Raw genomic sequence first — 26,993 nt, forward strand, 5'->3', positions numbered from 1 at the left:
CCATTATACCTCGGCCATATCACCGTTAGTCTGTAGCCATGTACGGCGATCATCTGCACGTTTCTTACCAAGCAGCATGTCCATCATCTCGTTGGTCGCGTCGTTGTCATCAATCGTTAATTGAACAAGGCGACGAGTATTTGGATCCATAGTGGTTTCACGTAACTGAAGTGGGTTCATTTCACCCAGACCTTTAAATCGTTGCACGTTGATTTTGGCTTTCTTCTGCGATAGTCGCTCAAGTACCCCATCTTTCTCTGAGTCATCGAGTGCGTAGAACACTTCTTTACCGCAATCGATACGATACAGAGGAGGCATTGCCACATAGATATGACCCGCTTCAACCAAAGCATGGAAATGGCGAGTAAATAGTGCACATAGCAGTGTCGCGATATGAAGACCATCCGAGTCCGCATCGGCAAGGATACAGATCTTACCGTAACGCAGGCCCGACAAATCATCGTTATCTGGGTCGATACCCAGAGCAACTGAAATATCATGTACTTCTTGTGAAGCCAATACTTGGTCTGCTGACACTTCCCACGTATTTAGGATCTTACCGCGAAGTGGCATAACCGCTTGGAACTCACGATCACGTGCTTGTTTAGCAGAACCACCTGCCGAGTCCCCTTCCACGAAGAAGATTTCGGTACGGCTTAAATCTTGAACCGAACAGTCGGTTAGCTTACCCGGCAGTGCTGGACCAGAAGCAATCTTTTTACGTACAACCTTTTTGCTTGCGCGCATACGACGATGTGCGTTAGCAATACAAGCTTCTGCAAGTAATTCTGCTAGCTGAGGCTTTTCATTCAGCCACAAGCTGAAAGCATCCTTCACTACACCAGAAACAAACGCAGCAGTTTGACGAGAAGATAAGCGCTCTTTTGTTTGACCTGCAAATTGTGGATCTTGCATCTTCACCGATAGAACGTAAGAACAACGGTCAAAGATGTCATCACCCGTTAGCTTAACGCCACGAGGCAACAGGTTACGGAATTCACAGAACTCACGCATCGCATCAAGCAGACCTTGGCGAAGACCGTTTACGTGCGTACCACCTTGCTTAGTTGGTACTAAGTTCACGTAACTCTCGGTGATCATATCACCGCCTTCAGGCTGCCAAATGATCGCCCAGTTCGCCATTTCCGTTTCAGCAACGAATTCGCCAACATAAGGTTCTTCAGGCAATAAGGTATAACCTTTCACACCTTCAGCAAGGTAGTCTTTTAGACCATCTTCATAGAACCATTTATGCTCTTCACCACCAACCTTGTCGATAAAGGTGATTTCTAAACCAGGGCAAAGTACGGCTTTAGCTCGCAAGTTATTAATAAGGCGTAAAACAGAGAACTTAGAGCTATCGAAGTATTTTGGATCTGGCCAGAAATGCACGGTAGTACCGGTATTGCGGTGACCACAAGTGCCCGTAACCGTAAGGTCAGTTACGGCATGACCACCCTCAAGGGCGATTTCATGTACCTGACCGTCACGGCGAACCGTTACTTCAACACGTTTTGACAGCGCGTTTACCACCGAGATACCTACCCCGTGCAAACCACCTGAAAACTTATAGTTGTTGTTTGAGAATTTACCGCCTGAGTGGAGCTTAGTTAAAATCAGCTCAACACCCGAGATGCCTTTTTCAGGGTGGATATCAACCGGCATACCACGGCCATCATCGGTAACTTCTAACGATTGGTCAGCATGAAGCACAACTTTAATTTTCTTAGCGTGTCCCGCTAGTGCTTCATCGACCGAGTTATCAATGACTTCTTGGGCAAGGTGGTTTGGTCTTTCTGTCTCTGTATACATTCCCGGGCGGTGTCGCACGGGATCGAGACCTTCAAGTACCTCGAGGTCTTTTGCATTATATTGTTCAGTCATAATACGGAGTTTACTCAAAAAGTTTGCGTCTGTTCGCTGGCTCTAGTTTCACTAAAGCAGAATCATTACTATGAACCTTCATAGTAGAGCGAACGAGCGAAGTATTGGGGAATATAGTCTGGAAGCTGAGTAATGATGTCAAGCTAGTTCAAAAACTAAGACATCAAACTATGATATTTCACCATTGATAGATGAAATAACAGGCAAACAAGAGAAAATCACTCTGTTGATGAAACAGATTAGAGGTTTAGAAAAGTGACGATTTGTTGTGGGTAACGTTCAAAATCAACAAAGCTATGATCCCCGCCCTCTTCTACTGTCTGTGTCGCACCTTGGTACTTCTCTACCGCTTGTCGGTAATCCAGAACTTCGTCTTCCGTTTGCTGAAGTAACCAGAAGTCACTCGGCTTAGCGATAGCCGGAACCTCTAACGCCTTCAGTTCATCGATATGCTTTGTTTCCAGTACATATCGTTCATCTGTGTATGGGTTTACTTGCTCACCTAAATAATCAGCCAGAAGCTCATACGGCTTCACGGCTGGATTTACAACCACCGCCTTGAAACCATAGTGGCTATTTAACCATGTTGAAAGATAGCCACCCAACGAGCTACCGACTAACGCGATCTGATATTGATCTTTATATTGCTCCACCAGCTGCTGTAAATGCAGAGCTGCTTGCTGAGGGAAGCTCGGTAGTTGAGGCGTTACGACTTTAATATCAGCGCGATGCTCCACACAGTAATCCGCCATCACATTCGCTTTGTGAGAACGTGATGAACTGTTAAAACCGTGAATATAAAGAAGCAGCGATGGCTTAGCGGTTTGCTGATTAAGGTCCGGCATATTAGTAACCACCTGCATCAAAGTCTGGCGAGAACTGCCCATTAGGCAAGCGGCGAACCTGCGTAGTTACCGTTCCATCTTGGTGCAATTCAATCTCTCGCCAGCCTGGAGATAAAGTATCAACCGCAAAGTCGTTCGAGTTTGGTTTGAATTGAACACAAGTCGATGGAGTTGCCATGACTTGTACACCATGATGATTGCGATTCATATCTTGATGAACGTGACCACAAAGTACCGCTTTCACATTGGTGTGCTGTTGAACCACATCCCAAAACTGCTCAGCATCTTTCAGGTTATGTTGATCAAGCCACGCACTACCGACCAGTAAAGGGTGGTGGTGCAGCAAAACCAAGGTGTTACGCTCAGGGAATTCAGTCAGCTTTTGTTCTAGTAGGTCAATCTGTTGATCACTAAGGCGCCCGTGAGGTACACCCACCACTTGCGAGTCCAGCATAACCATCTGCCAGTTATCGCCTAGCAAGACATGCTCAACACACTGTATTTGTGGTGATGGTAAAACACTGCCCATATTAGGCTTGAAGTCATGGTTCCCGGGTAGCCAGTAACATGGCTTTTCCAAAGGCTTTATCCCTGACTCAAATTTCTGGTACGACTCAGCACTGTGATCTTGAGAGATATCACCAGTTGCTAGAACCGCTTGATAGTCAAAGCCCTGACTAACAATACCATCGACTACAGCACGAAAGCTATCTTGAGTGTTGATGCTTAATAAGCTGCCATTGCTCGGCGCAAATAAATGCGTGTCCGTTAGCTGCACAAGCTTAATAGTGCTCTCATCAAATTTTGAAGTGTGTGATAATTCCAAAATAACAAATCCAGATACGTTACTGTTTAGACTTTAAAAGTGTTGTTTAAGTAGGTTCAATTAAAAGGCAATTGGGGTTCGGCTGATACCCGTTTTTAAACAAAACGTTAACCATTCCCCAAGAAATTTATTCAATTGAAATTTCTCGTCCTTTTGCAAAAGCTTAGTGTTGGGGTAGTCATATTTCGCTTTGACTCGCGAAAAATCCCCGCTAGCGCACACTTCTGCAACTCGAGCGTCGTGATATAGCCTGACAGACATTTTTGGCAAAGGAAACACTGGCATCGCGTCACTCTGACATATATCTATTAAAGTGGTGTATTTTGTGACCTCATTCACTGTCAATTGATACACCATATTAACGGCTTGGTAACAGCGAACGTCACCAACCTCATGCCCAACCGGTAACAGAGCGTTAAGTTTGGCATAGTTAGTCTCGTAAACTCGCATCAATTCAGCAAGATCAACGTGATACGGTTTTTTGACTGCTATATCTGGCATGACGTTAATCTATCCACTCTGACTGTAATTCTTGGTAGTTCAATTGTAGCCACTGTAGCGCAATGATCGTGGCACCATTTTCAAACACACCGTCTTTTACCAACTGATAAGCCGCTTCGCGACTCATAACTTGTACACGAATGTCCTCACCTTCGTAGTCCAATCCGTGTACCCCTTTGGCTGTCGTTGCATCAACACAGCCAACAAATACGTCGAGCTTTTCTGAACAACCGCCAGATGAAGGGTAATACGAAGTGATAGGCAATACAGATCCGACTTCAACGCCCGCTTCTTCCATCGCTTCACGTCGGGCGACATCTTGTGGTGATTCATCGGTATCAATAATCCCAGCAACAATTTCGTATTGCCATGGGTTCTCATGCTCTAGAGCACCAACACGGATCTGTTCAACGATCACCACTTCATCACGAATAGGATCATAAGGTAACAAAGCGGCAGCATGTCCACGTTCAAACATCTCGCGCTCTATTGGTTGGCTCCAGCCCCCCTCAAACAGCTTATGTTTAAATGTGTATTTAACCATTTTGAAAAAACCACGAAACAGCGTCTCTTTTGAGACTATTTCCACATCTTGAGGAGTAAACTCATGTCGTTGATTGTCATACTGTTGCATTTGGTACCTCACTAAGTGATCTTTATAGTTTACTCATTGTCCGAGTTAACTACCAAGGATAAGGTTCAACTTTTTATATAAAATTTATAATTAAAGTTAAGTTTTAAAAAATAAATATTGCACAAGTGGATAGTTAAATGTAAAAAAGTGCAAAGTTTCGAGTAAATTACCACCAAACTGGGTTAAACTCTTTTGAAGAAAATTCCATTAAAGGCAGGAATAGGAAAATGAAAAAACTGCTTCCACTATTTATCAGTGCAGCAATCGGCAGCCTGAGTTCATCAGCTTTTGCTGATACGCTAGCTGAAGTTTACGACCAAGCAAAACAGAACGATCCACAACTTCTTCGTTCCGCAGCGCAGCGCGATGCCGCTTTTGAAGCAGTAACGTCAAGCCGTAGTGATTTGCTACCACAAATTGATTTAAGAGCTAACTACGATATCAACCGTGGTGATTTAAGCGATAAAAACAATGACAATAACCAATGGGGAGCTGGGATTTACTTTTCTCAAGAGCTCTACCAACGCTCTTCATGGATCACGCTAGATACGGCAGAGAAAACTGCTCGCCAATCTGATTCAGCGTACGCGGCAGAGCAACAAGCTTTGATCCTACGTGTAGCAACGGCATACTTTGAAGTACTTCGAGCTCAAGATAACCTAGAATTTGTTCGTGCAGAAAAAGCCGCTGTTGCTCGTCAACTAGAACAAACAAAGCAGCGCTTTGAAGTAGGTCTTTCAGCAATCACCGATGTACATGATGCGCAAGCTCAGTACGATGGCGTTTTAGCTGATGAAGTTTTAGCAGAGAACACTCTGATTAATAACTACGAAGGTCTACGTGAGATTACAGGTCAGGAACACTCTAACCTAAGCATCCTAGACACTGATCGTTTCTCAGCAAGCAAATCTTCTGAATCTGCAGCAGCACTTGTTGAACAAGCAGAGCAAAAGAACCTGAGCCTTTTAGCATCTCGTATTTCTCAAGATGTAGCGAAAGATAACATCACACTAGCAAGTTCTGGTCACCTACCAAGCTTGACGTTAGATGGTAGTTACTCTCTTGCGGATCAATCAAATAGCTCAAATAATTACGACCAAGATAACCTAAACCTAGGTTTGAACTTAGTTGTACCTCTATATACGGGTGGTAATACAACTTCTTTGACTAAACAGGCTGAATACAACTACGTTGCAGCAAGTGAAGATCTAGAAGCCACTTATCGTAGCGTTGTAAAAGACGTTCGTGCATTCAATAACAACATCACAGCTTCGATCGGCGCTCTACGCGCTTACGAACAGTCTGTTGTCTCTGCTCAGTCTGCTCTAGAAGCAACAGAAGCAGGTTTTGATGTCGGTACTCGTACTATCGTTGACGTACTAGATTCGACTCGTCGTCTATACGATGCGAACAAAAACCTTTCAGATGCTCGTTACAACTACATCCTAAGTGTGCTTCAGCTTCGTCAAGCCGTCGGTACGCTAAGCGAACAAGACATCGTTGATGTAAACGCAGGTCTAAAAGTAGCAAGTAAGTAATTCTTAATTACTCAGTTACCGTTACAAAAATGCCGCTCATTGAGCGGCATTTTTATTATCTATTGAAAGCTAATTCTCAGCCTAACTCAAAGGTTAAGCCTTGAGACTAGAAAACGAGAAGGCTAAAAGTTAGCCTCGACCACCTTTAATCGCTTTAATGATTTCAGTCGTAGAGCAACCATCTTCAAAGTTAAGTACTTTCACTTCACCACCAGCCGCGATCACTTCTTCACCACCAGCAATCTCTTCAGGTTTGTAATCACCACCTTTCACTAGAATGCTTGGTAGAACCTCAGAGATCAAACGTTGAGGTGTATCTTCAGAAAACGGAACCACCCAATCAACAGCGCCTAAGCCAGCCAATACCGCCATACGACGATCAGTTGGGTTCACAGGGCGACCTGGACCTTTCAAACGTTTGACTGATTCATCGGTATTCACTGCAACGATCAAACGATCACCCAGCTCAGCCGCGTGGTTCATGTAAGAAACATGGCCGGCATGCAGAATATCAAAGCAGCCATTGGTCATAACCACTGTCTCGCCTTTCGCACGAGCACGCTTCACCGCTTCAACCAGTGCCGCTTCAGAGATCACGCCGTAGTCAGTGTCTTGGCTACCATGAATCGCTTCCGCTAATTCAATCGTAGACAACGTCGATGTACCAAGTTTGCCAACTACCACACCTGCAGCAGCGTTCGCTAATGCACACGCTTCATCCAGTGGCTTACCAGCAGCAACAGAAGCCGCGAGTACCGAGATCACCGTATCACCCGCGCCTGTCACGTCATACACTTCTTTCGCTTGAGTCGGCAAGTGGAATGGCGCCTGATCTTTACGAAGTAGCGTCATACCATGCTCGCTGCGAGTCACTAACAAAGCTTCAAAGTCGTATTTTTCGATCAAGGCGATGCCTTTCTCGATAAGATCTTCTTCTGATTTGACCTTACCTGCAACCAGCTCGAACTCAGCCATATTTGGCGTAAGCAAAGTTGCACCACGGTATCGCTCTAAATCAGCACCTTTCGGATCGATAAATACCGGAACCTTTGCTGCGCGTGCTTTTTGAATAAAACTTTGCACATGCTCCAAGGCACCTTTTGCGTAATCAGATAGGATCACCGAACGTACATTAGGAAGCGCTTGTTCCATGCGAGACAGAACTAACTCAGGATCCGTGTTCTCGAATTTGTCTTCAAAATCAAGACGGATCAGCTGTTGACCTCGGCTCATTACTCGCAGTTTAGTGATAGTTGGGTAATCGTCCAACTCAACAAAGTCGCACTTAACATTGAGCGCTCCTAAGGTGTTTTTTAACACCTCAGCGGGTTCATCTTTACCAGTTAAACCAACGACATGAGCATGACCACCAAGAGAAGCAATATTCATTGCTACGTTGGCAGCACCACCAGGGCGCTCCTCGTTATTTTCTACTTTCACAACGGGTACAGGTGCTTCTGGTGAAATACGGCCAGTTGGACCATACCAGTAACGATCAAGCATTACATCACCGACAATAAGAACACCTGATTGGCTGTAGTCAGGTAGAATTGGTTTCATTATTGATCTCCAAAAATCAAATCTGGCTAGAGTCTAGCACACTGATTACAGAGGCTAAACCATAGAAAAATTAGCAAACGCTTACCGAAATAAGGGCTGTGTCATACAAGCCATAACTAGGGTTAAGCTTCCATCCACTGCTTCCATGCTTGAACAACATGTTCTCTTTCCATCTCAAACTTCTCAATCGCCACATCCGCATCAAGGTTGAGTAGATTACGGTGATGGATTTCATCTCTTAACGTCGTATAGACGTTGGTTAATGCCATGCCTTGCTGCTCGTCCATAATCCCCTGTGACAACAGGCTTTCAAAGATTCGTACATTGTCACACCAACGGGTGAGCTTAGGTTTTTCGTTGCTGTATCTCAGCACTAAGTATTGCGCCAAAAACTCAATATCAGTAATACCGCCCGCATCTTGTTTCAACATGAATCGATCGGCTTTTTTACCGCCTAAATGACCGCGCATTTTTTCACGCATATCCACAACGGACTTTTTGAGTGTTGCCTCATCACGAGCCAAGCACAGGACCTCATGGCGAGTTTTGTTGAATGCCGAAGCCAATAAGTCATCGCCGTAAATCATGCGAGCGCGAGTTAGAGCTTGGTGCTCCCAAGTCCACGCATCATTGTGCTGATACTCGTCAAAGGCATCCGTTGGACTAACCAATAGACCAGAGGCACCAGAAGGGCGTAGACGAGTATCGACCTCATACAAAATACCTGAAGCGGTTCTCGTTGAGAAAATATGAATAATTCGTTGTGCCAACCTTAAATAAAACTGGCGTCCATCAATCTCTTTCTTACCGTCAGTATAGATGTGTACCGGGCAATCGTGCATGAACACAATATCGAGATCGGAGTTATAGCCCAGCTCCCAGCCGCCAACTTTGCCATAACCAACAACCGCAAAGCCGCGGCCTTCACGATCTTTGACATGAGTCGGTTCACCAAACTTGGCCGATACTTGTAACCAAGCTTGGTTAATACCCGCCTCAACAATCGCTTCGGCTAAATAGGTCAGGTGATCACTGACCTTCATAACAGGTAATGCGCCCGCAATATCCGCGGCAGCAATTCTCAGGATACAAGTCTGCTTAAACTGACGCAGACCTTCCATCTGTTGCTCCATATCATCTTCAGGAATTCGAGCTAGGTAATCTCTCAGCTCAGTCTTGTAAGACTCTAAAGGTACTGGATTATAGAGTTGTTGAGGGTCAATAAGTTCATCTAATAGAATTGGATAACGGCCAAGCTGCTCCGAAATCATCGGGCTCGCAGTACATAAACGAACTAACTGAGTTAACGCGGCTGGGTGCTCATCCAATAGCTCAAGGTAAGTGGTACGCGTGACTATTTTATGGAGAAGGTGCAACACTCGAGACAAACCAAACTCGGCATCCTTGGCGGTGTACAACGCCTGGAACACTTTAGGCATCAAGCGATTTAAAACCTCTCGCCCACGTGGTCCAAGGGTTTTCTTCGCTAAATCCGCTTTAAACTGGATAATGGTTTTCGCCGCTTCCAGCGGGTTAGCAATCGCGATGTCATGCTCAAGAACCTGCTCAATCACGTCTTGTTTATGGGCCATATCCCACAGTTCACTAAAGTGACTCGCGATTGGATTGGCGTCATCTTCATCGACACCAATCAGATCTTCGAACACAGTATGTACATTCGCCATATGAACACGAGTTGCCGTAATCAAACTATCCCAATCAGAAAATTGCATTGCGACAGCGAGCTGAAGTTGCTCGATCTCACCATCTGGTAAGGTTTGAGTTTGCTTGTCAGACATCGCTTGCAATAAGTTTTCAAGGCGACGTAAAAACAGGTAGGCCTCACGTAAATGACCGACTTCTTTGGTCTCTAATAAATTGAGAGACTCAATAGCACTTAACGTTTCTAGTAACCCTCGACCACGCAGACTAGGCTCGCGCCCACCACGAATCAATTGAAAAACTTGCGCAATAAATTCAACTTCACGAATACCACCAGAACCAAGCTTGATGTTATTGGAGAGGCCACGACGGCGAACTTCACTGCTGATCATCGACTTCATTCGACGCAGAGATTGAATGGCACTGAAATCGATATAACGACGAAACACAAACGGGCGCAGCATCTGGCGAAGCTCTTGATATTCAGGGTACATTTCACTACCCATCACTCGTGCCTTAACCATCGCGTAGCGTTCCCAATCTCGGCCTTGTTCTTGATAGTAATCTTCTAGCGCAGCGTAACTCATGACCAGTGGACCACTCTCACCGAATGGACGCAGACGCATGTCTACTCGATAACAGAATCCATCAAAGGTTTGCTGATCAAGCGCCTTGATAATCCGTTGCCCTAAACGCGTGAAAAATTGGGCGTTGGCGATACTTCGTCGTGCCCCTTGGGTTTCACCATTTTCAGGGTAAGTAAAAATCAGATCGATATCAGAAGAGAAATTAAGCTCACCGCCACCGAGCTTGCCCATACCGATGATCAACATCGGCTGCGCTTCACCCTGATCATTACAAGGTGTGCCCCACTCTTTACAGCAAATATCGTACTGCCACTGATAGGTCTCGAAGATCATCGCCTCTGCCAACATCGATAGATGGCTTAAGCTCTGCTCTAGATCCCACTCGCCCAAAAAATCACGCCAAGCAATGTAGGTCATTTCTCGATTACGGAATTGACGCAGCACACGCTGGCCACTCATTTCATCGGCACAACCTGAAAGTAACTCGGCTAATCGCTGACGATACCCTTCAGCACGCTCTTCACATGCCAGCATATCAGGTAGAGAGTTGGATAAAACCGTATCACGCTGTAAGCAATCAGCAACAAAACAACTTAAACCGAGTACACGTTTAAGATCTTTAATCATTGGCTCTGGCCAAGCATTGATGGCTTCACTTTGATGCTCTAATAATTGCTCAAAAGCAGACTGGGAATGCGTGGTGAGTTGAGAAGGCAATGGCATGTTTCTTCCTTGTGTAAGCTGCGCGCCGAACAATTGGTTCTGTTCTTTAGTAAATAGTTTTAACAGGCAAGTTTAACAACGAGCTTTGAGAACCTGTTTTAATATCTAAGGATAAGTTATACCAAAGTTACGCCAATAAAAAACGCCCACATTAGCAATGTGGGCGTTTTATCGGTTAACTTATCGAATCGGGTCTTTCCTAGCTATCGAATACTAGAAGTACCTCTGAGGAATAAAAGCCAAGACCCCATGATTAAACCTTAAATTGTTTAATCTTACCGTCCAGTTCTTGCGCGTTGGTTTCCATGAGCTGAGAAGTCTCTAACAGTTCACCAACGACCACTACAGACGCTTCAACAAGCTCACGAACATTCGTTAGGTTAACACTCATCTCTTCAGCAACACTGCTCTGTTGGCCTGCAGCGGTCGCTATCTGGAAGTTCATATCATTGATTTGGTTGACTTGGCTTACGATGCCATCTAGCTCTGAACCAGCATTGGTTACCAGATCAACGCCTTCAGCCGCTTCTACAACACTCTTCTCCATCAGCTCTACGGCAGAGTTAGCGCTGCTTTGTAGGTGACTGATCATATCTTGAATTTCTACTGTCGCTTGTTGAGTACGCTGCGCAAGGTTACGAACCTCATCGGCAACAACCGCAAAACCACGTCCCGCTTCACCTGCACGCGCGGCTTCAATCGCTGCGTTCAGTGCTAACAGGTTCGTTTGTTCTGAAATACCTTGGATAGTACCCACAACGCTACCAATTGAGTCAACGCGCTCTTCTACTTGGTTTACCGCTGCTGCAGATGCTGCGATATCTGAAGATAACTCACTCATCTTAGAAACTGAGCCTTGAACGAACTTCTGACCGGTCAATGCTTGGCCTGATGCCTGTTCAGTCAATGAAGAAGCACTTTGCGCATGCTCAGCGACAGTTTGCACGGTAGACGTCATCTCACTCATAGCTGTCGCTAGCTGATCGATCTCGTTGAACTCTTCTTGAGCCGAATCTTTGGTTTCTGACATGCTAATGGTCATCACTTCTGTCAGAGCGAATAGCTCGTCAGAAGAAGCCACTTGAGTTTTGATCATGTCGTTCAGTTGGACGCGAGTTTTTTCAAGCTCGCGTGCCACATCGCCGTATTCATCTTTACAGTCCATTTCAATCGGCACTGATAGATTCTTATCGGCCATGGTTTTAATGGCGTCATTAAGGTACTGAGTTTGGCGAAGCATAACGCGCGCCGCCGCTAATAGAAGAACCACAAACACAATGATCATCAAGGCTGTTTGCCAAGCCACTTGAACTAGGTAAGTCTCATAATGCTGCTGCGCAACTTGCGCATTATTGGTTACAGCAAGTAATGAATCGTAAAACGTACTTGCGTCCCATAACTGCTTCGAAATGATCAAGATAGTGCTGAATATCATCAGCATGACCATTTTTGGAACGAGACGAACGTCAGAGATTATCCTTTCCCACGGCTTGAATGACAGTTTAGTCATTGTCAGTTCTCCATTAATTCTTATATATTGATGGCTTCTATATCCGCGAGGTGGCTATTTCAGTCAAAGTTCGCGATTTATTTTGAGCCTCGTATGAATGTTAAATAGTATCAAAGACACAACCAAGCCGATGAGCTTATTATCACTGATTCTCTCTTTCTTAGCGTTATTTGTGATCTCAGGCTTATTGTTTGCACCGATTGATAAAGAATCAAAACAAGTTCTTATCGGCCTCGATTTTATAATCTGTAGTGTTTTTCTTTTTCAGCTCACGATTGATCTATTGAGATCACAAAATAAGAAAGAATATCTAAAAGTACACTGGATCGATTTCTTAGCAAGTATCCCAATGATCGAACCACTTCGTTTCGCTCGCATTTTTCAGATCCTGCGTGTCATTCTTGTGCTCCGCTCGGGTAAACGTGTTTTTAGAGAGCTGTTTCGTAATCGCAAAGAAACTACCCTCGCCTCAATTATTCTGCTGCTGGTTATTCTCCTAACCATAGGAGCAGGAACAATCCTGCTGTTAGAACACAAAGATCCCAATGCCAACATTACCACTGGCCAAGATGCTTTGTGGTGGGCTTTCGTTACCATCAGTACCGTAGGGTACGGCGATCATTACCCCGTGACGAACTCAGGGAAATTAGTCGCCTCTCTGGTGATCATTTGCGGTGTGGGTGTTTTTGGTATGATTTCAGGCTTGATTACTTCTCTGATCACCTCCCCCACTCACCATGAGAATCAACGAGCAGAAAACAAAGAGAAGCATCTTGAAAAGATCATAGAGCAACAACAAAAAATACTAGAGCGACTAGAAAAGCTCGAGCAACAAACAAAAAAATAGGGCCGAAGCCCTATTTTCAAATTCATACTTATACTGATATCGGTATTGAGTTTAGTCTTGCCAGTATGGCTCAACCTCAACGCTGATTTGTCGTGTCTGCTCCATCGCATGCAGAATAGACACTTCTTGGCGAGCCAACCAACGCTCTAGCTGAACTTTCTCATCGCCTTCCAACTTCTCAGTCAAAGGCTCCAATGTTTTGAGTGCCAGCAAGTCATCAATGCCTTGCACCATATCGGCCCATGGCAAGCGGAAGCTGTTTCGTTCATCGTCATTATACAAACTCGCGAAACCAACGCCAGAATACAAATTACGCATCAAACGGTATTGCTGATCAATATACGCTTGGCTGGTCATCACTCGCTCTGGCGGGAAAGCTTCCATCAAATCGGCCCATGTACGATCGAGTTGCTGCACGGAAAACCATTCGATACCACGAGCCATTTGCTCACGTGCTTTTTCATCTAAGAAAGGTTGCCAGCCACGAGACAAGATCCAACGGCTAAGATCTAATAATAACCCGGTGTATCGAGCAGAACTCAACAAGGTCAGCAGGTCTTCACGATCTGGCAGTTGCTCTTGCATCTCTTTAAGCTCAGCGACCAAGAACTTACGTGCATCTAGCTTACGCAGCACGTGGCCTTTATCTTCGAGCAAATCTTCGAAGTGGTCATAACTTTTTAGCCAATCAAGTTCTTGCTCAAGCCACTTCAGTTCTTGGCGTAAAATAGCACTCGCGCGTCTTGGAACAATATCACCATAGATAGTGAAGGTTTGACGAATAAAACTTAACGAATGGCTTATCTCATGTAACGCTTCAATCGATTGACGCTCAGTAAAAATCTGCTCGTGAGAGTGCCAATGAGCGAGAGCATGCTCTAAAGATTGAATGAAACACGATTCAACAGTATCACTTTTGTCAGTATCAACTAAGGTCAAAGGAGTGACTTCATCTCCTTGATAACCTTGAGCAAGGCGGTAACCTTTAGCAGCTTTGCTGAGATTCCCCAAACGCATGCCACCTTGTTCGCAGAATTGACGAGACAATGTAAATAGAGCATCCGTTTGACCCGATTTAAGTTCCAATTCGACTTCGCAAATCGGTTCTTGCAGATCGCCTGACTCAACGAAGCCTTGGTCGAACGCAACCTCAACCTGGCTGCCATCTGGCATACCAATCAACCACTGCTCACGAGTGAAGTTGGTAGAGAACAGAGGAGTCAGCTCAGCTTGCAACGTTTCGATGTCTTTACCCGCTGGCCAGATATCCTCTGGATGTAGGGCTAGCTTAGGTTCATTGCTATCGTGTTCTGCATTGTATTCAGGCCTTTGATGCAGACCAGCAACCACACGACCAGCCGTCTTTACGGTTTGTACAAATACGTCATCAAAACGTCGAATACGAAAGCCAATATCGTGCTTACGTAGCCAGTTGTCAGGGGTGTCAAAGTAGATGTTACCTAGCTCGCGACAACTGTGCTGAAGTACTTTAGTTTCAGCAATTTTATTGCGTAAAGTCTCTGAAAAATCAGGAGAAACAAAAAACTTCAGTTCTATCTCGGTTTCCATAGTTATACCTTTCTGTGAAGATAGGGACAGGATATTGCCAATTTGAAAACTCAGCAAGTCAGAAATATCGCCCTTATGATGATCTAAAACAGTTTTAATGAGACATTGATTAGGTTAACATGCGCGACTTTGTAGCCATCGCTTAACATTTCACCATGAATATGGTGTATGTTGTTTTAAGGTTATTATTTATTAGGTTGGATGACCATGCCAGTAAATACAATTATGGGGTTATTTGCAAAGTCCCCAATTAAACCTTTGCAGCGTCACGTAGTATGCGTGAACGAATGTTGTTCTCACCTAGTTAATTTCTTTGAAGTTTCTTCAAAGGGTGACTGGGAGAAAGCATCAGAAATTCGAGCTCAAATTTCTCACCTTGAGAAAGAAGCTGACGTACTAAAACGTGAAATTCGCCTTAAACTTCCTCGTGGTTTGTTTATGCCAGTTGATCGCACCGATATGTTGGAGCTATTAACTCAACAAGACAAACTCGCAAACCTAGCGAAAGACATTGCTGGCCGTGTATATGGTCGTCAACTTGTCATTCCTGCTCCAATGCAAGAAAACTTCATCGCTTACGTTAAACGTTGTCTAGATGCAGCGAACCAAGCACAAAACGTAATCAATGAATTAGACGAATTACTTGAGACTGGCTTTAAGGGCCGTGAAGTAACACTCGTTGCTGAAATGATTCATCAGTTAGATGTAATTGAAGATGACACGGACGCGATGCAGATCGAATTACGCCAACAATTAATGGCGATTGAAGACGATATGAATCCAGTTGACATCATGTTCTTATACAAAATTCTTGAATGGGTTGGTGGTATTGCAGATCAAGCACAGCGTGTAGGCGCTCGTCTTGAAGTAATGCTTTCTCGATCTTAAATCATACGCTAACTATATAACGAAGAGCATTTTTTAACCAAACCACTTATGCGCTGAGTATTCCTCTCGCTGAGCGGTTTTTTGCGTCTAAATTTGTTCCGCTTGTTATCAAACAACTAGGTATTACGATGGATATCCTTGCTAACTACGGCACTGTCCTGATTATTGTTGCAGCAGCTTTCGGTTTCTTGATGGCTATTGGTATTGGTGCAAATGACGTTGCGAATGCAATGGGCACTTCAGTAGGCTCTAAAGCTCTAACCGTAAAACAAGCGATCATTATCGCAATGATCTTTGAATTCGCAGGTGCTTATCTTGCGGGCGGCGAAGTAACAGACACGATCCGTAAAGGTGTTATCGAAACGTCTCTATTCGCTCATCAACCTGATGTACTTGTGTACGGCATGATGTCGGCGCTACTGGCTGCTGGTACATGGTTGCTTCTAGCATCATACATGGGCTGGCCAGTATCAACGACTCACTCAATCATCGGTGCAATCATCGGTTTCGCTTGTGTGTCTGTAGGTACAGAAGCTGTAGACTGGAACAGCGTTCAAGGTATTGTGGGTAGTTGGATTGTCACACCGTTGATTTCCGGCATCTTCGCCTATCTTATTTTTGTCAGTGCCCAACGACTGATATTCGATACAGAAAATCCGTTGTTTAACGCTAAGCGTTTTGTGCCTGTGTACATGTTCATTACTACCATGGTCATTGCACTTGTAACAATCAAGAAAGGTCTTAAGCACGTTGGCCTTCACCTAACCGGTACTGAAGCCTGGTTATGGGCAGCTGGTGTTTCTGCTCTAGTCATGGTTGGCGGTTACTTATACATTCAAAAGAAATTTGCTAATCGCGAAGAAGACCATGGCTTTGCTGGCGTTGAAGGTATCTTCAGCGTACTAATGGTTATCACCGCTTGTGCGATGGCATTCGCACACGGTTCAAATGACGTTGCGAATGCGATTGGTCCACTGTCTGCTGTTGTTTCAACGGTTGAGCACATGGGTGAAATCTCAGGTAAGAGCACTATCGCATGGTGGATTCTTCCACTAGGTGGTATTGGTATCGTTGTTGGTCTTGCTACCATGGGTCATAAAGTAATGGCAACCGTGGGTACTGGTATTACAGAACTAACACCTAGCCGTGGCTTTGCCGCTCAACTAGCAACGGCATGTACGGTTGTACTTGCTTCTGGTACTGGCCTTCCGATTTCAACCACGCAAACATTGGTTGGTGCGGTTTTAGGTGTCGGTTTTGCTCGTGGTATCGCAGCACTCAACCTAGGCGTTGTGCGTAACATCGTTGCTTCGTGGATTGTAACGCTACCTGCAGGTGCTCTACTTGCTGTTGTGTTCTTCTACGCAATTCAGGCTATGTTTACTATGTAATAGCCCTGGCGTTAGTAAATATTAGCGTCAGAAAACGGTGAGCTTCGGTAATGATATGTAAATACCATGTCATTATTGACTCAAACGCACAGAAAGGGAGGCTTTGCCTCCCTTCTTTGTTGCACCGCATAAAGAAACTAAATATTATTTGCTCATTGAGGCTGACTCATACGCCTACCCAATTTGAATCGTTAAGGGATTTACTGTGAAAAAACTGATTAGCTTAGTTTTGCTCGCAATGCTTGCGGCTCCAGCTGCCTTTGCACAAGACCGTTATATTGCTGACAAACTATTTACTTATATGCATTCTGGCCCAAACAACACATTCCGTATCATCGGTAGTGTTGATGCTGGTGAAAAGATTACTTACCTACAAACTAACAAGAGCACGGGTTACACCCAGGTTCAAGACAGCCGCGGCCGTAAAGGCTGGGTAGAAAGTAAGTTTGTAAGCACTCAAGAAAGCATGGCTCTGCGTATGCCTAAGCTAGAGAAAGAGCTGACTGAAGTTAAAGGCAAGCTAGCGAATGCTCGTCAAAGTGCTGACAGCGAAAAAGCTGGCCTAGCGAGCTCTCTAGACTCTCGTAACAAGCAAATTTCTGAACTTGAGCAAAACTACAGCGAGATTAGCCAACAACTTACGAGTTCTCAAACAGAGAACCGTGAGCTACGCGCTAAGCTAGACACTCAAAAAGATGATCTACTACTGAAATACTTTATGTATGGTGGTGGTGTTGCTGGTATTGGTCTACTTCTTGGCCTTGTCCTGCCACACATTATACCTCGTCGCAGAAAGTCACCAAACGGCTGGTCGTAAGCTGATCACTTTACCTGTTTGGCTTATCTTGCGCTAAACAGGGTAAATTCAGTATCGAATATCAAAAAGGAGCACCTCGGTGCTCCTTTTTATTTGTCTGTTCTCTAGGCCTTTGGGGCTATCTAACTTTTAGCCTTTCCACTCGTACAGAGCGGGGATTTCTATTTTCTGTTGATTGAACTCGATAATCACTGATTGTGGCTTAATCTCCAGTAATTGAATGTCTTGTCCAATCCAATCTCCTTGCGCCACTTCTTGGCCATTCACTTTTACCCAACGCTTGGTTTCACTACTCGAATACATGTGAGTTTGCAGGTCTAGCTTAGGTAATACCCCAGATAAACTATTGCTGTGAGACTCTAACTCTATGACCTGAGACCCTACCTGCCCTGCTGGACGTGAGTCCATTGGCTCAGGTGCGCTTTGTTGCTCACCCATCATTGATTCAAGCTTTAAGGCCAAATCGGGGGGTAACTCACTGAGATCTAGCCCTTGCAGTAAATCACTGTCCGATTGCAGAGCCGTATTCTCATTGCTTACACCTTGCTGAACCTCTTGCTGAGCTAGTGATAACTCTGACTCTTCTGATGTTCGCGCACGACTCTCTGAACTAGCCACAGGCACAATAGCCCCACCAGCGACATTCGTACTTTCAGAGCCAATCTGCGCATACACCTCTTGGCGTGGCAGTGCTTTCAAAGGTTGGCTTACTGGTGCTGGGCGAACTGCGAATAATACTTCATCTTCTGCATCCACTGACACAGCATCCACATTGGCTATATCAGCATCAACGATTTGAGGCTCAAGGTCTGATTGAGATTTTGATTCAGGTAGAGCTACATAGGTAGCTTGGCTAGCCGAATTTTTTTGTTGGTTATACGATTGATAAGCCAGAACACCACCCACCAACAAAGAAGGCACCAAGATAAGGAGTAGCCCCATGGCTAACGATGAGCCTCGTTTATTGCTAATCCCTTTAACAGAACTTGGCACATGATGATTTTGGTAGCCTTTGAAGCTGGGGCTATTAAAAGATGATTGTTTAAGAGACGCTTGGTTAAGAGGCGGCTGCTTAGCAGACGACTGATTAAGCTCATGCATAATGCGTGACATTAACTTGCGCCTCCATCGAGTGACATCAACTTAGGCGAGTCGAGTTGAGCCAATCTTTGTAATCTTGCCAGCGTGCGTTTTCCTGCAATGCCATCGACTGACATGCCTTGCCACATTTGAAACGCTTCAATTTTCATTTTTAACTCATAGTCAAATACATCACTGCCCGATACGTCTTCACCCAAAACTTCAGACAATAGCAGATCAAGTAGTGCAATCGCCTCACCTTGATAACCCTCTTTGAGCGTCTCTCTGAGTGGCTGTTTCCAAATCGCGACATAATCACCTTGCCAGATTTTCTTTAAGGTACGCTTAGGCATCACCAAAAGCTTTTCGTTAACGAGGAGCTCGACAGACTCCTCAGACGCACCATAAAGCACAGCAAACACTGGCTCTTGAACGATATTCAGATTAAGGACCACGGGTACGCCAAGATCTAACAATGTATCCAAATTTGACTGTTGTTGCTCGCACACAAATACACTTTGCGGCTCACTTAAGCACAAGCCATCACGCAGTGAAGACTGATATCCCCAGAGCGTATACAAGTCCTTAATAGCGAGAGAACGATTGGTTCCCTGCATCAAGTGCTGTTGAATATCTTGTGGTAAAGCAAACTTGGAAGGTTTTGGCTCAGCAACCAACTGAGGTTCATTCGCCACCAAAGAGCGCTGAGTCTGTGCAGACACTTCTGTTTTCATTTCACTTGAAGTCTCAGCCGACTGCCATGAATTGATATAGCTTGGAGCAAAATTAAAGGTCGCCATTGCGAGGCCGACACTTAATGTAGCAATCCCAGCGTATTGGAATAACTTGGGTACTACGTGAGAAGCTCGAGGCTTTTCGACATGATACACATCGGCCTGAAACGACATAACTTGCTGACACGCTCGGTTAACCGTTTCATTGTTCGGTAATGGCTCACCATCATGAAAAGCCAATTGCAGGGCTTTGTCACACACCAAGTTAATGAGCCTTGGAATACCATGAGTATATTGGGCGATCAACTTGATTGAACGATTCGAAAACAGCATCTGCTCGCCACCCGCCGTTTCTAAACGAAACGCGATGTACTTGCCTGTCTCTTCAGTATTAAGAGGCAGTAAGTGATAGCGACCTGTAATGCGCTGTGCTAGCTGACGTAATTGAGTGGTTTGTAAGTGCTGTTGTAATTCCGGCTGGCCGACCAACAGTACTTTTAACAGCTTGCGACTGTCGGTTTCTAGATTGGTTAGAAGGCGTAGCTGCTCCAACACATCGGCTGCGAGATGTTGGGCCTCGTCAATTACCAATAAGGTTTGAATGCCTTCAGCATGACTATCGAGCAGGAAATGATGAATGGCCTGACTCAGCTGTTTCAACGATGCTTGTTCAGGGTACTCAACCTCAAACTCATCACAGATAGCTTCCAGTAAATCCGTATTCGAAAACGTAGGGTTAAGTATAAGGCCAGCTTGAGTCTGATTATCGAGTGATGACAACATCGCTTTGGCGACCGTTGTTTTTCCTGTACCGACTTCACCAGTAAGCATCGCAAAGCCCCCACCTTCGCCTAAACCGGCTTGTAGGTTCTGCATCGCTTCTTGATGGCGCTGACTTAAAAACAAGTAGCGAGAATTTGGTACAATCGAAAATGGCATCTCAACGAAGCCAAAATATTCCTTATACATGTGCTGCCCTATAATTACGATTAATGGAAAGTACCATTGCTTGCAGTAAAGTCCAGCAGTGATAAAACATTTCGAGGTGATAAGTTGCAAATATACGATAGCCTACCAAAAGAGAATGGGCTACAACGCTACCTAGTCGGTGGAGCAGTGCGCGATAAGCTGCTCAACATTGATAGCTATGATAGAGATTGGGTCGTGGTAGGGAGTACCCCTCAAGAGATGGAAAACCTTGGCTTTACTGCAGTGGGCAAAGACTTCCCCGTATTTTTACACCCAAAGACCAAAGAAGAGCATGCACTGGCTCGTACCGAGAGAAAGTCAGGTTCTGGTTACACAGGCTTCGAATGTTACTTTGCTCCAGACGTGAGTTTGGAAGAAGACTTGATGCGCCGAGATTTAACGATCAACGCGATCGCTCAAGATGACAAAGGCCAGCTTTACGATCCTTACCATGGACAGAAAGATCTGTCTGATCGAGTTTTAAGACACGTCTCAGACGCTTTTGTTGAAGATCCTCTGCGTGTGCTGCGTGTGGCTCGCTTTGCTGCGAAGCTTCATCACCTTAACTTCACGGTTGCACCAGAAACTATGCTGATGATGAGCGAAATCGTTCAATCCGGTGAACTGGCACATCTTACGGCAGAGCGAGTTTGGCAAGAGTGGCATAAATCCCTTAGCACTCCGCATCCTGAAGTGTTCCTTTCTGTACTGAAAGAGTGTGGTGCATTGGCTGTTGTGTTGCCTGAAATTGACGCGCTGTTTGGTGTACCTCAACCTGAAAAATGGCACCCTGAGATCGACACGGGCATCCACACTCTGATGGTTGCTCAACAAGCTGCGCGATTAAGCTCATCATTACCCGTGCGTTTTGCCGCTCAAGTACATGATTTAGGTAAAGGCGTCACGCCAGAAAGCGAGTGGCCAAGCCACAAAATGCATTGCCATACAGGTTTAAAAATCATTAAGAAGCTGTGTGAAAGAGTCAGAGTGCCCAATGAATTCAGAGATCTCGCACTGTTAGTTTGCGAGCAACATTCTAATATCCACCGTGCAGGCGAGCTCAAGCCAACCACCTTTCTCAAGGTTCTGAACAAGTTTGATGTTTGGCGTAAACCAGACAGACTCAACGACATACTGCTTTGCTGCCAAGCTGATCACGCTGGCCGTAAAGGGTTAGAAGCTCAGCCTTACCCTCAAAAAGCACGTTTTGAAGTGGCTTACCAAGCGGCGCTTCAAGTCGAAGTCAAAGCGATAATTGCTGATGGTTTTCAAGGCAAAGATATTCGAGAAGAACAAGAAAAGCGTAGAGCTGTCGCAATTGAAAACGCCCTATCAGAACTTGCTGATCAATAAGCTTTATAACGCTGATTACCATGCATTAAAAAACCCGCGACTAGGCGGGTTTTTCCGTTTCAATCTGTAGGACGAAACATTTGTCTACGTAAGGCAAATGCTACTGCATCATCAAGAAAGCAAATAGACCAAAACCTAGAATCAGGCGGTAGATAACAAACGGTGTCATACCCATACGTGAGATCAGCTTCAAGAAGAAGTGAATACAGATATAAGCACTGATGAAAGAAACCACGATACCCGTTAGCAAGGTGCCAACATGGATAGGGTCACCACTGGTCACTAACTTCAAACCTAAGTAACCACCCGCCAGAGTGATGATTGGGATAGACATCAGGAAAGAGAATCGAGCCGCGGCTTCACGTGTGAAACCAAGGTAAAGCGCCGCAGTAATCGTCGCGCCCGAACGAGACGTACCTGGAATAATCGCCATTGCTTGAGCAAGACCAATAAACAACGCTTTTTTCCAACCCGCTTGGTATTCATCATCACGTAGACTTGAGTTCTTATCTACCCACCATAACAACAGACCAAACACGATAGTGGTCGTGGCAATCACCCATGCACTGCGTAAGTAAAGCTCGACAATATCTTTCATCAGCAAGCCAAAAATACACGCTGGAATCGTCGCGAGAATGATCATCCACGCTAACTTAGCTTCTTTACTACGATCGCCTTTAAATACCGAACCAAAGAACGCGCTCAAAAGAGAGACCACTTCTTTGCGGAAATAAATAACCACAGCAGCCAGAGTACCGACATGGACTGCGACATCAAAAGCCAAACCTTGATCTTCCCAACCTAAAACAGCAGAAGGAAGAATTAGGTGTGCAGAGCTGGAAATAGGTAGAAATTCAGTAAAGCCTTGTACCAACGCCAACAAAAACGCTTCAAAATAACTCATTACTTACCTTAAAAATTATAGTTTTATGTCTACGACAGAGAGCGAGTCTAATTGCTGCATCTTCTGCCATATTTCACCGACGGTTCGTCCGTCTTGCGGGATCACTCTCGCAGGACAGAGATCATAAAGTGGTTGTGTTACAAAAGGATATTTATAGATATCACTGCGTGGTAATTCTGGTTCGCTCACAGAAATCACCTCTCCAAACAACACAATATCAAGATCGAGCTTTCGGTCTTCAAGTTTATGTGCATCTTGAGAACGACCCCATTTAAACTCAATTTTACGCAGTTGCTGTGAAAATTCAGTCAATGAAAGTGATGTGTCGAGTTCTATCACAAAGTTATAAAACGGGTGGCTTTTAAACCCCACAGGCTCACAGTGATAGATTTTAGAGCATTTAAGGTTAGTCCCTAACGATTGAAGCTCTGTCCATGCCACCCTTGCATGCTTGTCGCGGTCTATGTTCGTGCCAACACCAACATAGGCTATTGTCATGCTTGACCTCGTTCGATGATCACACCCACAGCTTTCGCTTGTGGCACTGCGCCAGGTTTAGCCAAACGGATCTTAATCCAAGGTACTGAGAACTGAGTCATGATCAATTCAGCGACTTCTTCTGCTACACGTTCAACCAATAGGAAGCGACCATTAGCAATATGGTCTAATACCGCAGTGCTCACTGTCGAATAGTCCAAAGCATCGACTACATCGTCACTTTTTCCCGCAGGGCGATTGTCATGAGCCATTTCAATATCAAGCACAAGTTTTTGTTTAATCTCTTGTTCCCAATCGTAAACACCGATCGTTGTAATTACTTCTAGCTGTTCAATGAAAACTTTATCCAGTGCCATGACTTGTCCTTTTAGAGGTCGGATACCCATATTGGGGAAAAAAACGTATTATTCGTGTAATTCCGGATATGATATCAATTACTCTTGGATTGAGCATTATTTTCCCATCGTTAGGCTTAATAACCGTTTAAGGAAAAACATGACCCCTTTGGCACTTATCATGATCATTGCAGCCTATTTACTAGGTTCAATTTCGAGTGCGGTCTTGATATGCCGAGTCTTAAGACTTCCTGATCCAAGAACGGTAGGCTCCAACAATCCAGGGGCAACGAATGTACTCCGCTTGGGCGGCAAAGGTGCCGCTGCAGCCGTTCTACTTTGTGACATGCTTAAAGGCACCATTCCAGTCTGGCTTGGCTACTACCTCAATATCGACTCGATCATTTTAGGCGTAGTCGCCATTGCAGCGTGCCTTGGTCATATGTACCCAATATTCTTCCACTTCAAAGGCGGAAAAGGCGTTGCCACCGCACTCGGAGCCATTGCCCCAATTGGATTCGATTTAACAGGCATGATCATGGCGACATGGTTAGTCGTGGCGTTTTTGTTTCGTTATTCTTCTTTAGCGGCTCTGGTTACTGTATTACTTGCGCCGTTCTACGCTTGGTTAGTCAAACCCCAATACACACTGCCTGTAGCCATGTTGTGTTGCTTAATTGTGCTGCGTCACCACCAGAATATCCGTCGCCTACTCGATGGCAGCGAACCAAAACTCGGGCAAAAAAAATCGGCTTAAACTGTCGTGTCTAAGCCGAATCATTTTTAAACCGAGATAAATTCAAATCGACACAAGTCTAAGCCGATCAGCAATATTCAGTATTTAAGAGCTTACAGCAGATGTTTATCTAAAAACGTCTTCAGCATAGAGTTAACAAACTCTGGTTGCTCTAGCGAACTAATATGACCCGCCCCAGGAATCACCACCAATTCACTTCCGGTAATGCAATCATGCATTAGGTATGACTCCAATGCCGGGCGCGGCTTATCCTCTTGCCCAACGGCAATCAAAACAGGCAATGCAAAGTTCTCTACCGCTTCAATCATATCTCGGCGACCAAACACCATTCGACCAATTCGTGCGACTTCTTCAGCTTGCTCACCCTTAAGTACTGAGAGCTGCTTAGTAAAGCCTTCCACTAAAGCTGGCGTGTTTGTCTGAGCATCATTAGCAAAAAACAATGGAACAACCGCTTCTACAATCGGTTGAGGCACCATCTTTGTTTGGGTGATGGTGTCTAACATGCTGAAGTATTTAGTGTGAGCCACTTCTGGTTCCAGACCAACAAAAGTATCCATAAGTACCAATGACTTGATTCGTGCAGGAGCTAACTCCGCCAACTCAGTACCCCACATACCGCCAACCGATAAGCCAACCACAGAGAATTCTTCGATCTCTAAATGATCAAGCAGAGCCAAAACGTGCTGAGCGTAATCTTTCAAGTTACGCATCGAAGCTGGTGCAGCTTGAGACTCACCATGAGACCAAAGCTCTGGAACAATACAGCGATACTGAGTTTTTAATGCATCGATCTGCGGTTTCCACATTGCACTATCCCAAAGGTAGCTGTGACCTAACACAACAACAGGGCCTTGACCTTCATCTAGGTACGCCATCGACTGATTGTCTACTGTAAACTTGTTCATTGTTCTTCCCTAATCTCAATTAGCAATTATTTATCGACATATAGTCGGTAAGCTAGGATATAAAAACGGCCGCACAAGGCGACCGTTTATCGAAACACACTGGTTTATTCTGCGCTTAGCTTTTGTTGATCGACTGTTTCTTGTTGATCGACGGTTTCTCGTTGAACGATTGCTACTGGTTAAGCAATTGGCTCTAGTTGGTCAATTGGCCAACGCGGCGTGGCATGAACAGACAAATCAGCCGTTTCACCATTTTTAAGGCGTTGCATACCCGCGTAAGCAATCATCGCACCATTATCAGTACAGAACTCAGTGCGTGGGTAGTAAACCTCACCACCGATTTTCTTCGCCAGCGCTTCAAGCTCAATACGTAGCTGTTTGTTGGCACTAACACCGCCAGCAATCACGATACGTTTCATGCCCGTCTCTACCAAAGCACGCTTACATTTTATTACCAAGGTCGCACAAACGGCTTCTTGGAACGCGTAAGCAATATCAGCACGAGTTTGGTCATCATTGTCATTAGCGCGAATGGTATTTGCCGCGAACGTTTTCAAACCAGAAAAGCTCATATCTAGCCCTGGGCGATCGGTCATTGGACGTGGAAACTTGAAACGACCTTGTGTACCTTTTTCTGCGAGTCGAGATAACAGCGGGCCACCCGGGTAATCTAAGCCCATCAGCTTCGCGGTTTTATCAAACGCTTCACCCGCCGCATCATCAATCGATTCACCAAGGATTCGGTATTCACCAATGCCTTTTACTTCGACCATCATGGTATGACCGCCAGAAACCAGCAGAGCAACAAATGGGAATGGTGGAGGATTGTCTTCTAGCATTGGCGCAAGAAGGTGACCTTCCATATGGTGCACTGGCACAGCAGGCACGCCCCACGCATAAGCAATACTGCGACCAATCGTTGCACCCACAAGCAATGCACCAACCAAACCAGGGCCAGCAGTGTAAGCCACGCCATCAATGTCTTTCGACGTTAGGTTCGCTTCTGCCAATGCCGCTTTAATCAGTGGAATGGTTTTTTTTACGTGGTCACGCGACGCTAGCTCAGGTACCACACCACCGTAATCGGCGTGCAGTTTTACTTGGCTGTATAACTGATGAGAAAGCAGCCCTTGCTCATCATCATAAATTGCGATTCCTGTTTCATCACAAGAGGTTTCAATACCAATAATGCGCATAATTTTCTCGGCACGCTTTCGTCTAAAATGGGAAATTAGCGCAATATTACCCTGCCTAAGCTCTTCAAACAAATATTGTACAGACTATAATCGACAAAGTGCTTTACAAAGCCACTGTGATCGGATTAAAATTCCGCACCATTTTTGATCAAGCTGGTTAATGGCCAAACGCGAATAGAGAGTTAGCTCGATGGGTAACTTCTCTGATTTGGTACTGAGTAACCAGCGATAATGAATAACCCCTGAGGTGAAAGGCATATGCCAATAGTTAAAGTACGTGAAAACGAACCGTTCGACGTTGCACTACGTCGTTTCAAGCGCTCTTGTGAAAAAGCAGGTATCCTTTCTGAAGTGCGTCGTCGTGAGCATTACGAAAAGCCAACTACAGTTCGCAAACGCGCTAAAGCAGCAGCTCAAAAGCGTCACGCTAAAAAGCTAGCTCGCGAAAACGCACGTCGCGTTCGTCTGTACTAATAA

At 45.0% G+C, this 26,993-nt stretch carries 24 protein-coding genes; 8 read left to right on the forward strand and 16 right to left on the reverse strand.

Annotated features, from left to right (window positions below):
• Positions 1-3 precede the first annotated feature (3 nt).
• From parE to nudF, 5 genes are all read right to left on the reverse strand, one after another.
• Complete coding sequence (gene parE / locus L3V35_RS20495) at positions 4-1,884, reverse strand: DNA topoisomerase IV subunit B (protein ID WP_017077669.1); 1,881 nt, start codon at positions 1,882-1,884, stop codon at positions 4-6.
• Positions 1,885-2,123: 239 nt separating this feature from the next.
• Complete coding sequence (gene yqiA, locus L3V35_RS20500; RefSeq protein ID WP_171314917.1) at positions 2,124-2,729, reverse strand: esterase YqiA; 606 nt, start codon at positions 2,727-2,729, stop codon at positions 2,124-2,126.
• 1 nt (position 2,730) lies between these two features.
• The gene (gene cpdA / locus L3V35_RS20505; RefSeq protein ID WP_065207221.1) at positions 2,731-3,555 is read right to left on the reverse strand and encodes a 3',5'-cyclic-AMP phosphodiesterase; all 825 of its coding nucleotides are present in this window, start codon (positions 3,553-3,555) and stop codon (positions 2,731-2,733) included.
• A 60-nt stretch (positions 3,556-3,615) separates the two neighbouring features.
• Positions 3,616-4,056, reverse strand: a complete 441-nt coding sequence (locus L3V35_RS20510) for a DUF1249 family protein (protein ID WP_237300552.1) — start codon at positions 4,054-4,056, stop codon at positions 3,616-3,618.
• A 4-nt stretch (positions 4,057-4,060) separates the two neighbouring features.
• A complete protein-coding gene (gene nudF / locus L3V35_RS20515; RefSeq protein ID WP_065207220.1) occupies positions 4,061-4,690 on the reverse strand; it encodes an ADP-ribose diphosphatase in 630 nt (209 codons plus the stop codon).
• A gap of 227 nt (positions 4,691-4,917) precedes the next feature.
• Between nudF and tolC the strand changes: the two genes are divergently transcribed.
• Positions 4,918-6,228 (forward strand): outer membrane channel protein TolC, encoded by a 1,311-nt coding sequence (tolC, locus tag L3V35_RS20520; RefSeq protein ID WP_065207219.1) that lies wholly within the window; start codon positions 4,918-4,920, stop codon positions 6,226-6,228.
• Between the two features lie 129 nt (positions 6,229-6,357).
• Here the strand turns inward: tolC and hldE are convergent, their stop codons facing one another.
• From hldE to L3V35_RS20535, 3 genes are all read right to left on the reverse strand, one after another.
• Positions 6,358-7,788: a bifunctional D-glycero-beta-D-manno-heptose-7-phosphate kinase/D-glycero-beta-D-manno-heptose 1-phosphate adenylyltransferase HldE gene (gene hldE / locus L3V35_RS20525; protein WP_054547829.1), complete on the reverse strand. Its 1,431-nt coding sequence runs from the start codon at positions 7,786-7,788 to the stop codon at positions 6,358-6,360.
• A gap of 122 nt (positions 7,789-7,910) precedes the next feature.
• Entirely contained in the window at positions 7,911-10,760 is a 2,850-nt protein-coding gene (gene glnE / locus L3V35_RS20530) for a bifunctional [glutamate--ammonia ligase]-adenylyl-L-tyrosine phosphorylase/[glutamate--ammonia-ligase] adenylyltransferase (RefSeq protein ID WP_237300553.1), read from the reverse strand.
• 253 nt (positions 10,761-11,013) lie between these two features.
• Positions 11,014-12,270 carry a methyl-accepting chemotaxis protein gene (locus L3V35_RS20535; protein ID WP_017084751.1) on the reverse strand — a complete coding sequence of 419 codons (1,257 nt, stop codon included), beginning with the start codon at positions 12,268-12,270 and terminating at the stop codon, positions 11,014-11,016.
• 97 nt (positions 12,271-12,367) lie between these two features.
• Here L3V35_RS20535 and L3V35_RS20540 point away from each other — a divergent pair, with 97 nt between their 5' ends.
• Positions 12,368-13,117, forward strand: a complete 750-nt coding sequence (locus L3V35_RS20540; RefSeq protein WP_237291157.1) for a potassium channel family protein — start codon at positions 12,368-12,370, stop codon at positions 13,115-13,117.
• A 51-nt stretch (positions 13,118-13,168) separates the two neighbouring features.
• Here the strand turns inward: L3V35_RS20540 and L3V35_RS20545 are convergent, their stop codons facing one another.
• Positions 13,169-14,686, reverse strand: coding sequence for an inorganic triphosphatase (locus tag L3V35_RS20545; protein ID WP_237300554.1), 1,518 nt, complete (start codon positions 14,684-14,686; stop codon positions 13,169-13,171).
• 207 nt (positions 14,687-14,893) lie between these two features.
• On the opposite strand from L3V35_RS20545, the gene L3V35_RS20550 reads away from it, so the two are divergent.
• The 3 genes from L3V35_RS20550 (at position 14,894) to L3V35_RS20560 (ending at position 17,782) form a co-directional block, all read left to right on the forward strand.
• Positions 14,894-15,574 (forward strand): TIGR00153 family protein, encoded by a 681-nt coding sequence (locus L3V35_RS20550; RefSeq protein ID WP_004735960.1) that lies wholly within the window; start codon positions 14,894-14,896, stop codon positions 15,572-15,574.
• 128 nt (positions 15,575-15,702) lie between these two features.
• Positions 15,703-16,965, forward strand: a complete 1,263-nt coding sequence (locus tag L3V35_RS20555) for an inorganic phosphate transporter (RefSeq protein WP_054547834.1) — start codon at positions 15,703-15,705, stop codon at positions 16,963-16,965.
• A gap of 205 nt (positions 16,966-17,170) precedes the next feature.
• Positions 17,171-17,782: a TIGR04211 family SH3 domain-containing protein gene (locus L3V35_RS20560; protein WP_054547835.1), complete on the forward strand. Its 612-nt coding sequence runs from the start codon at positions 17,171-17,173 to the stop codon at positions 17,780-17,782.
• Between the two features lie 129 nt (positions 17,783-17,911).
• Here L3V35_RS20560 and L3V35_RS20565 read toward each other — a convergent pair whose 3' ends face one another.
• Together L3V35_RS20565 and L3V35_RS20570 are read right to left on the reverse strand one after the other, a co-directional pair.
• Positions 17,912-18,895 carry a general secretion pathway protein GspB gene (locus L3V35_RS20565; RefSeq protein WP_054547836.1) on the reverse strand — a complete coding sequence of 328 codons (984 nt, stop codon included), beginning with the start codon at positions 18,893-18,895 and terminating at the stop codon, positions 17,912-17,914.
• A complete protein-coding gene (locus L3V35_RS20570) occupies positions 18,895-20,565 on the reverse strand; it encodes an ExeA family protein (protein WP_200909010.1) in 1,671 nt (556 codons plus the stop codon). The genes L3V35_RS20565 and L3V35_RS20570 overlap by 1 nt, the downstream gene beginning before the upstream one ends.
• A 36-nt stretch (positions 20,566-20,601) precedes the next feature.
• Here L3V35_RS20570 and L3V35_RS20575 point away from each other — a divergent pair, with 36 nt between their 5' ends.
• On the forward strand, positions 20,602-21,918 hold the full coding sequence (locus L3V35_RS20575) for a multifunctional CCA addition/repair protein (RefSeq protein WP_054547838.1): 1,317 nt from the start codon (positions 20,602-20,604) through the stop codon (positions 21,916-21,918).
• Between the two features lie 100 nt (positions 21,919-22,018).
• Here L3V35_RS20575 and L3V35_RS20580 read toward each other — a convergent pair whose 3' ends face one another.
• The 3 genes from L3V35_RS20580 to folB are packed head-to-tail and all read right to left on the reverse strand — an operon-like array spanning position 22,019 to position 23,676.
• Entirely contained in the window at positions 22,019-22,822 is an 804-nt protein-coding gene (locus tag L3V35_RS20580) for an undecaprenyl-diphosphate phosphatase (RefSeq protein ID WP_237300555.1), read from the reverse strand.
• Positions 22,823-22,837: 15 nt separating this feature from the next.
• Positions 22,838-23,320: a 2-amino-4-hydroxy-6-hydroxymethyldihydropteridine diphosphokinase gene (folK, locus tag L3V35_RS20585; RefSeq protein WP_237300556.1), complete on the reverse strand. Its 483-nt coding sequence runs from the start codon at positions 23,318-23,320 to the stop codon at positions 22,838-22,840.
• Positions 23,317-23,676 carry a dihydroneopterin aldolase gene (folB, locus tag L3V35_RS20590; protein ID WP_004735969.1) on the reverse strand — a complete coding sequence of 120 codons (360 nt, stop codon included), beginning with the start codon at positions 23,674-23,676 and terminating at the stop codon, positions 23,317-23,319. Before folB ends, folK begins: the two co-directional genes overlap by 4 nt.
• A 139-nt stretch (positions 23,677-23,815) precedes the next feature.
• On the opposite strand from folB, the gene plsY reads away from it, so the two are divergent.
• Positions 23,816-24,412 carry a glycerol-3-phosphate 1-O-acyltransferase PlsY gene (gene plsY / locus L3V35_RS20595; RefSeq protein ID WP_016767764.1) on the forward strand — a complete coding sequence of 199 codons (597 nt, stop codon included), beginning with the start codon at positions 23,816-23,818 and terminating at the stop codon, positions 24,410-24,412.
• A 92-nt stretch (positions 24,413-24,504) separates the two neighbouring features.
• Here plsY and L3V35_RS20600 read toward each other — a convergent pair whose 3' ends face one another.
• Together L3V35_RS20600 and tsaD are read right to left on the reverse strand one after the other, a co-directional pair.
• The gene (locus L3V35_RS20600; RefSeq protein ID WP_237300557.1) at positions 24,505-25,320 is read right to left on the reverse strand and encodes an alpha/beta hydrolase; all 816 of its coding nucleotides are present in this window, start codon (positions 25,318-25,320) and stop codon (positions 24,505-24,507) included.
• A gap of 179 nt (positions 25,321-25,499) precedes the next feature.
• A complete protein-coding gene (gene tsaD, locus L3V35_RS20605) occupies positions 25,500-26,516 on the reverse strand; it encodes a tRNA (adenosine(37)-N6)-threonylcarbamoyltransferase complex transferase subunit TsaD (protein WP_054547841.1) in 1,017 nt (338 codons plus the stop codon).
• A gap of 258 nt (positions 26,517-26,774) precedes the next feature.
• Here tsaD and rpsU point away from each other — a divergent pair, with 258 nt between their 5' ends.
• Entirely contained in the window at positions 26,775-26,990 is a 216-nt protein-coding gene (rpsU, locus tag L3V35_RS20610) for a 30S ribosomal protein S21 (RefSeq protein ID WP_004396009.1), read from the forward strand.
• Positions 26,991-26,993: the final 3 nt, after the last annotated feature.

The organism is Vibrio sp. L5-1, assembly GCF_021728315.1.
GTDB classification, from domain to species: domain Bacteria; phylum Pseudomonadota; class Gammaproteobacteria; order Enterobacterales; family Vibrionaceae; genus Vibrio; species Vibrio splendidus_K.

Excerpts from the sequence above, each read along its gene's own strand:
- parE (WP_017077669.1), bottom strand. The coding sequence starts at position 1,884 with ATGACTGAACAATATAATGCAAAAGACCTCGAGGTACTTGAAGGTCTC.
- yqiA (WP_171314917.1), bottom strand. The coding sequence starts at position 2,729 with ATGCCGGACCTTAATCAGCAAACCGCTAAGCCATCGCTGCTTCTTTAT.
- L3V35_RS20510 (WP_237300552.1), bottom strand. The coding sequence starts at position 4,056 with ATGCCAGATATAGCAGTCAAAAAACCGTATCACGTTGATCTTGCTGAA.
- nudF (WP_065207220.1), bottom strand. The coding sequence starts at position 4,690 with ATGCAACAGTATGACAATCAACGACATGAGTTTACTCCTCAAGATGTG.
- tolC (WP_065207219.1), top strand. The coding sequence starts at position 4,918 with ATGAAAAAACTGCTTCCACTATTTATCAGTGCAGCAATCGGCAGCCTG.
- hldE (WP_054547829.1), bottom strand. The coding sequence starts at position 7,788 with ATGAAACCAATTCTACCTGACTACAGCCAATCAGGTGTTCTTATTGTC.
- glnE (WP_237300553.1), bottom strand. The coding sequence starts at position 10,760 with ATGCCATTGCCTTCTCAACTCACCACGCATTCCCAGTCTGCTTTTGAG.
- L3V35_RS20535 (WP_017084751.1), bottom strand. The coding sequence starts at position 12,270 with ATGACTAAACTGTCATTCAAGCCGTGGGAAAGGATAATCTCTGACGTT.
- L3V35_RS20540 (WP_237291157.1), top strand. The coding sequence starts at position 12,368 with ATGTTAAATAGTATCAAAGACACAACCAAGCCGATGAGCTTATTATCA.
- L3V35_RS20545 (WP_237300554.1), bottom strand. The coding sequence starts at position 14,686 with ATGGAAACCGAGATAGAACTGAAGTTTTTTGTTTCTCCTGATTTTTCA.
- L3V35_RS20550 (WP_004735960.1), top strand. The coding sequence starts at position 14,894 with ATGCCAGTAAATACAATTATGGGGTTATTTGCAAAGTCCCCAATTAAA.
- L3V35_RS20555 (WP_054547834.1), top strand. The coding sequence starts at position 15,703 with ATGGATATCCTTGCTAACTACGGCACTGTCCTGATTATTGTTGCAGCA.
- L3V35_RS20565 (WP_054547836.1), bottom strand. The coding sequence starts at position 18,895 with ATGTCACGCATTATGCATGAGCTTAATCAGTCGTCTGCTAAGCAGCCG.
- L3V35_RS20570 (WP_200909010.1), bottom strand. The coding sequence starts at position 20,565 with ATGTATAAGGAATATTTTGGCTTCGTTGAGATGCCATTTTCGATTGTA.
- L3V35_RS20580 (WP_237300555.1), bottom strand. The coding sequence starts at position 22,822 with ATGAGTTATTTTGAAGCGTTTTTGTTGGCGTTGGTACAAGGCTTTACT.
- folK (WP_237300556.1), bottom strand. The coding sequence starts at position 23,320 with ATGACAATAGCCTATGTTGGTGTTGGCACGAACATAGACCGCGACAAG.
- folB (WP_004735969.1), bottom strand. The coding sequence starts at position 23,676 with ATGGCACTGGATAAAGTTTTCATTGAACAGCTAGAAGTAATTACAACG.
- plsY (WP_016767764.1), top strand. The coding sequence starts at position 23,816 with ATGACCCCTTTGGCACTTATCATGATCATTGCAGCCTATTTACTAGGT.
- L3V35_RS20600 (WP_237300557.1), bottom strand. The coding sequence starts at position 25,320 with ATGAACAAGTTTACAGTAGACAATCAGTCGATGGCGTACCTAGATGAA.
- tsaD (WP_054547841.1), bottom strand. The coding sequence starts at position 26,516 with ATGCGCATTATTGGTATTGAAACCTCTTGTGATGAAACAGGAATCGCA.
- rpsU (WP_004396009.1), top strand. The coding sequence starts at position 26,775 with ATGCCAATAGTTAAAGTACGTGAAAACGAACCGTTCGACGTTGCACTA.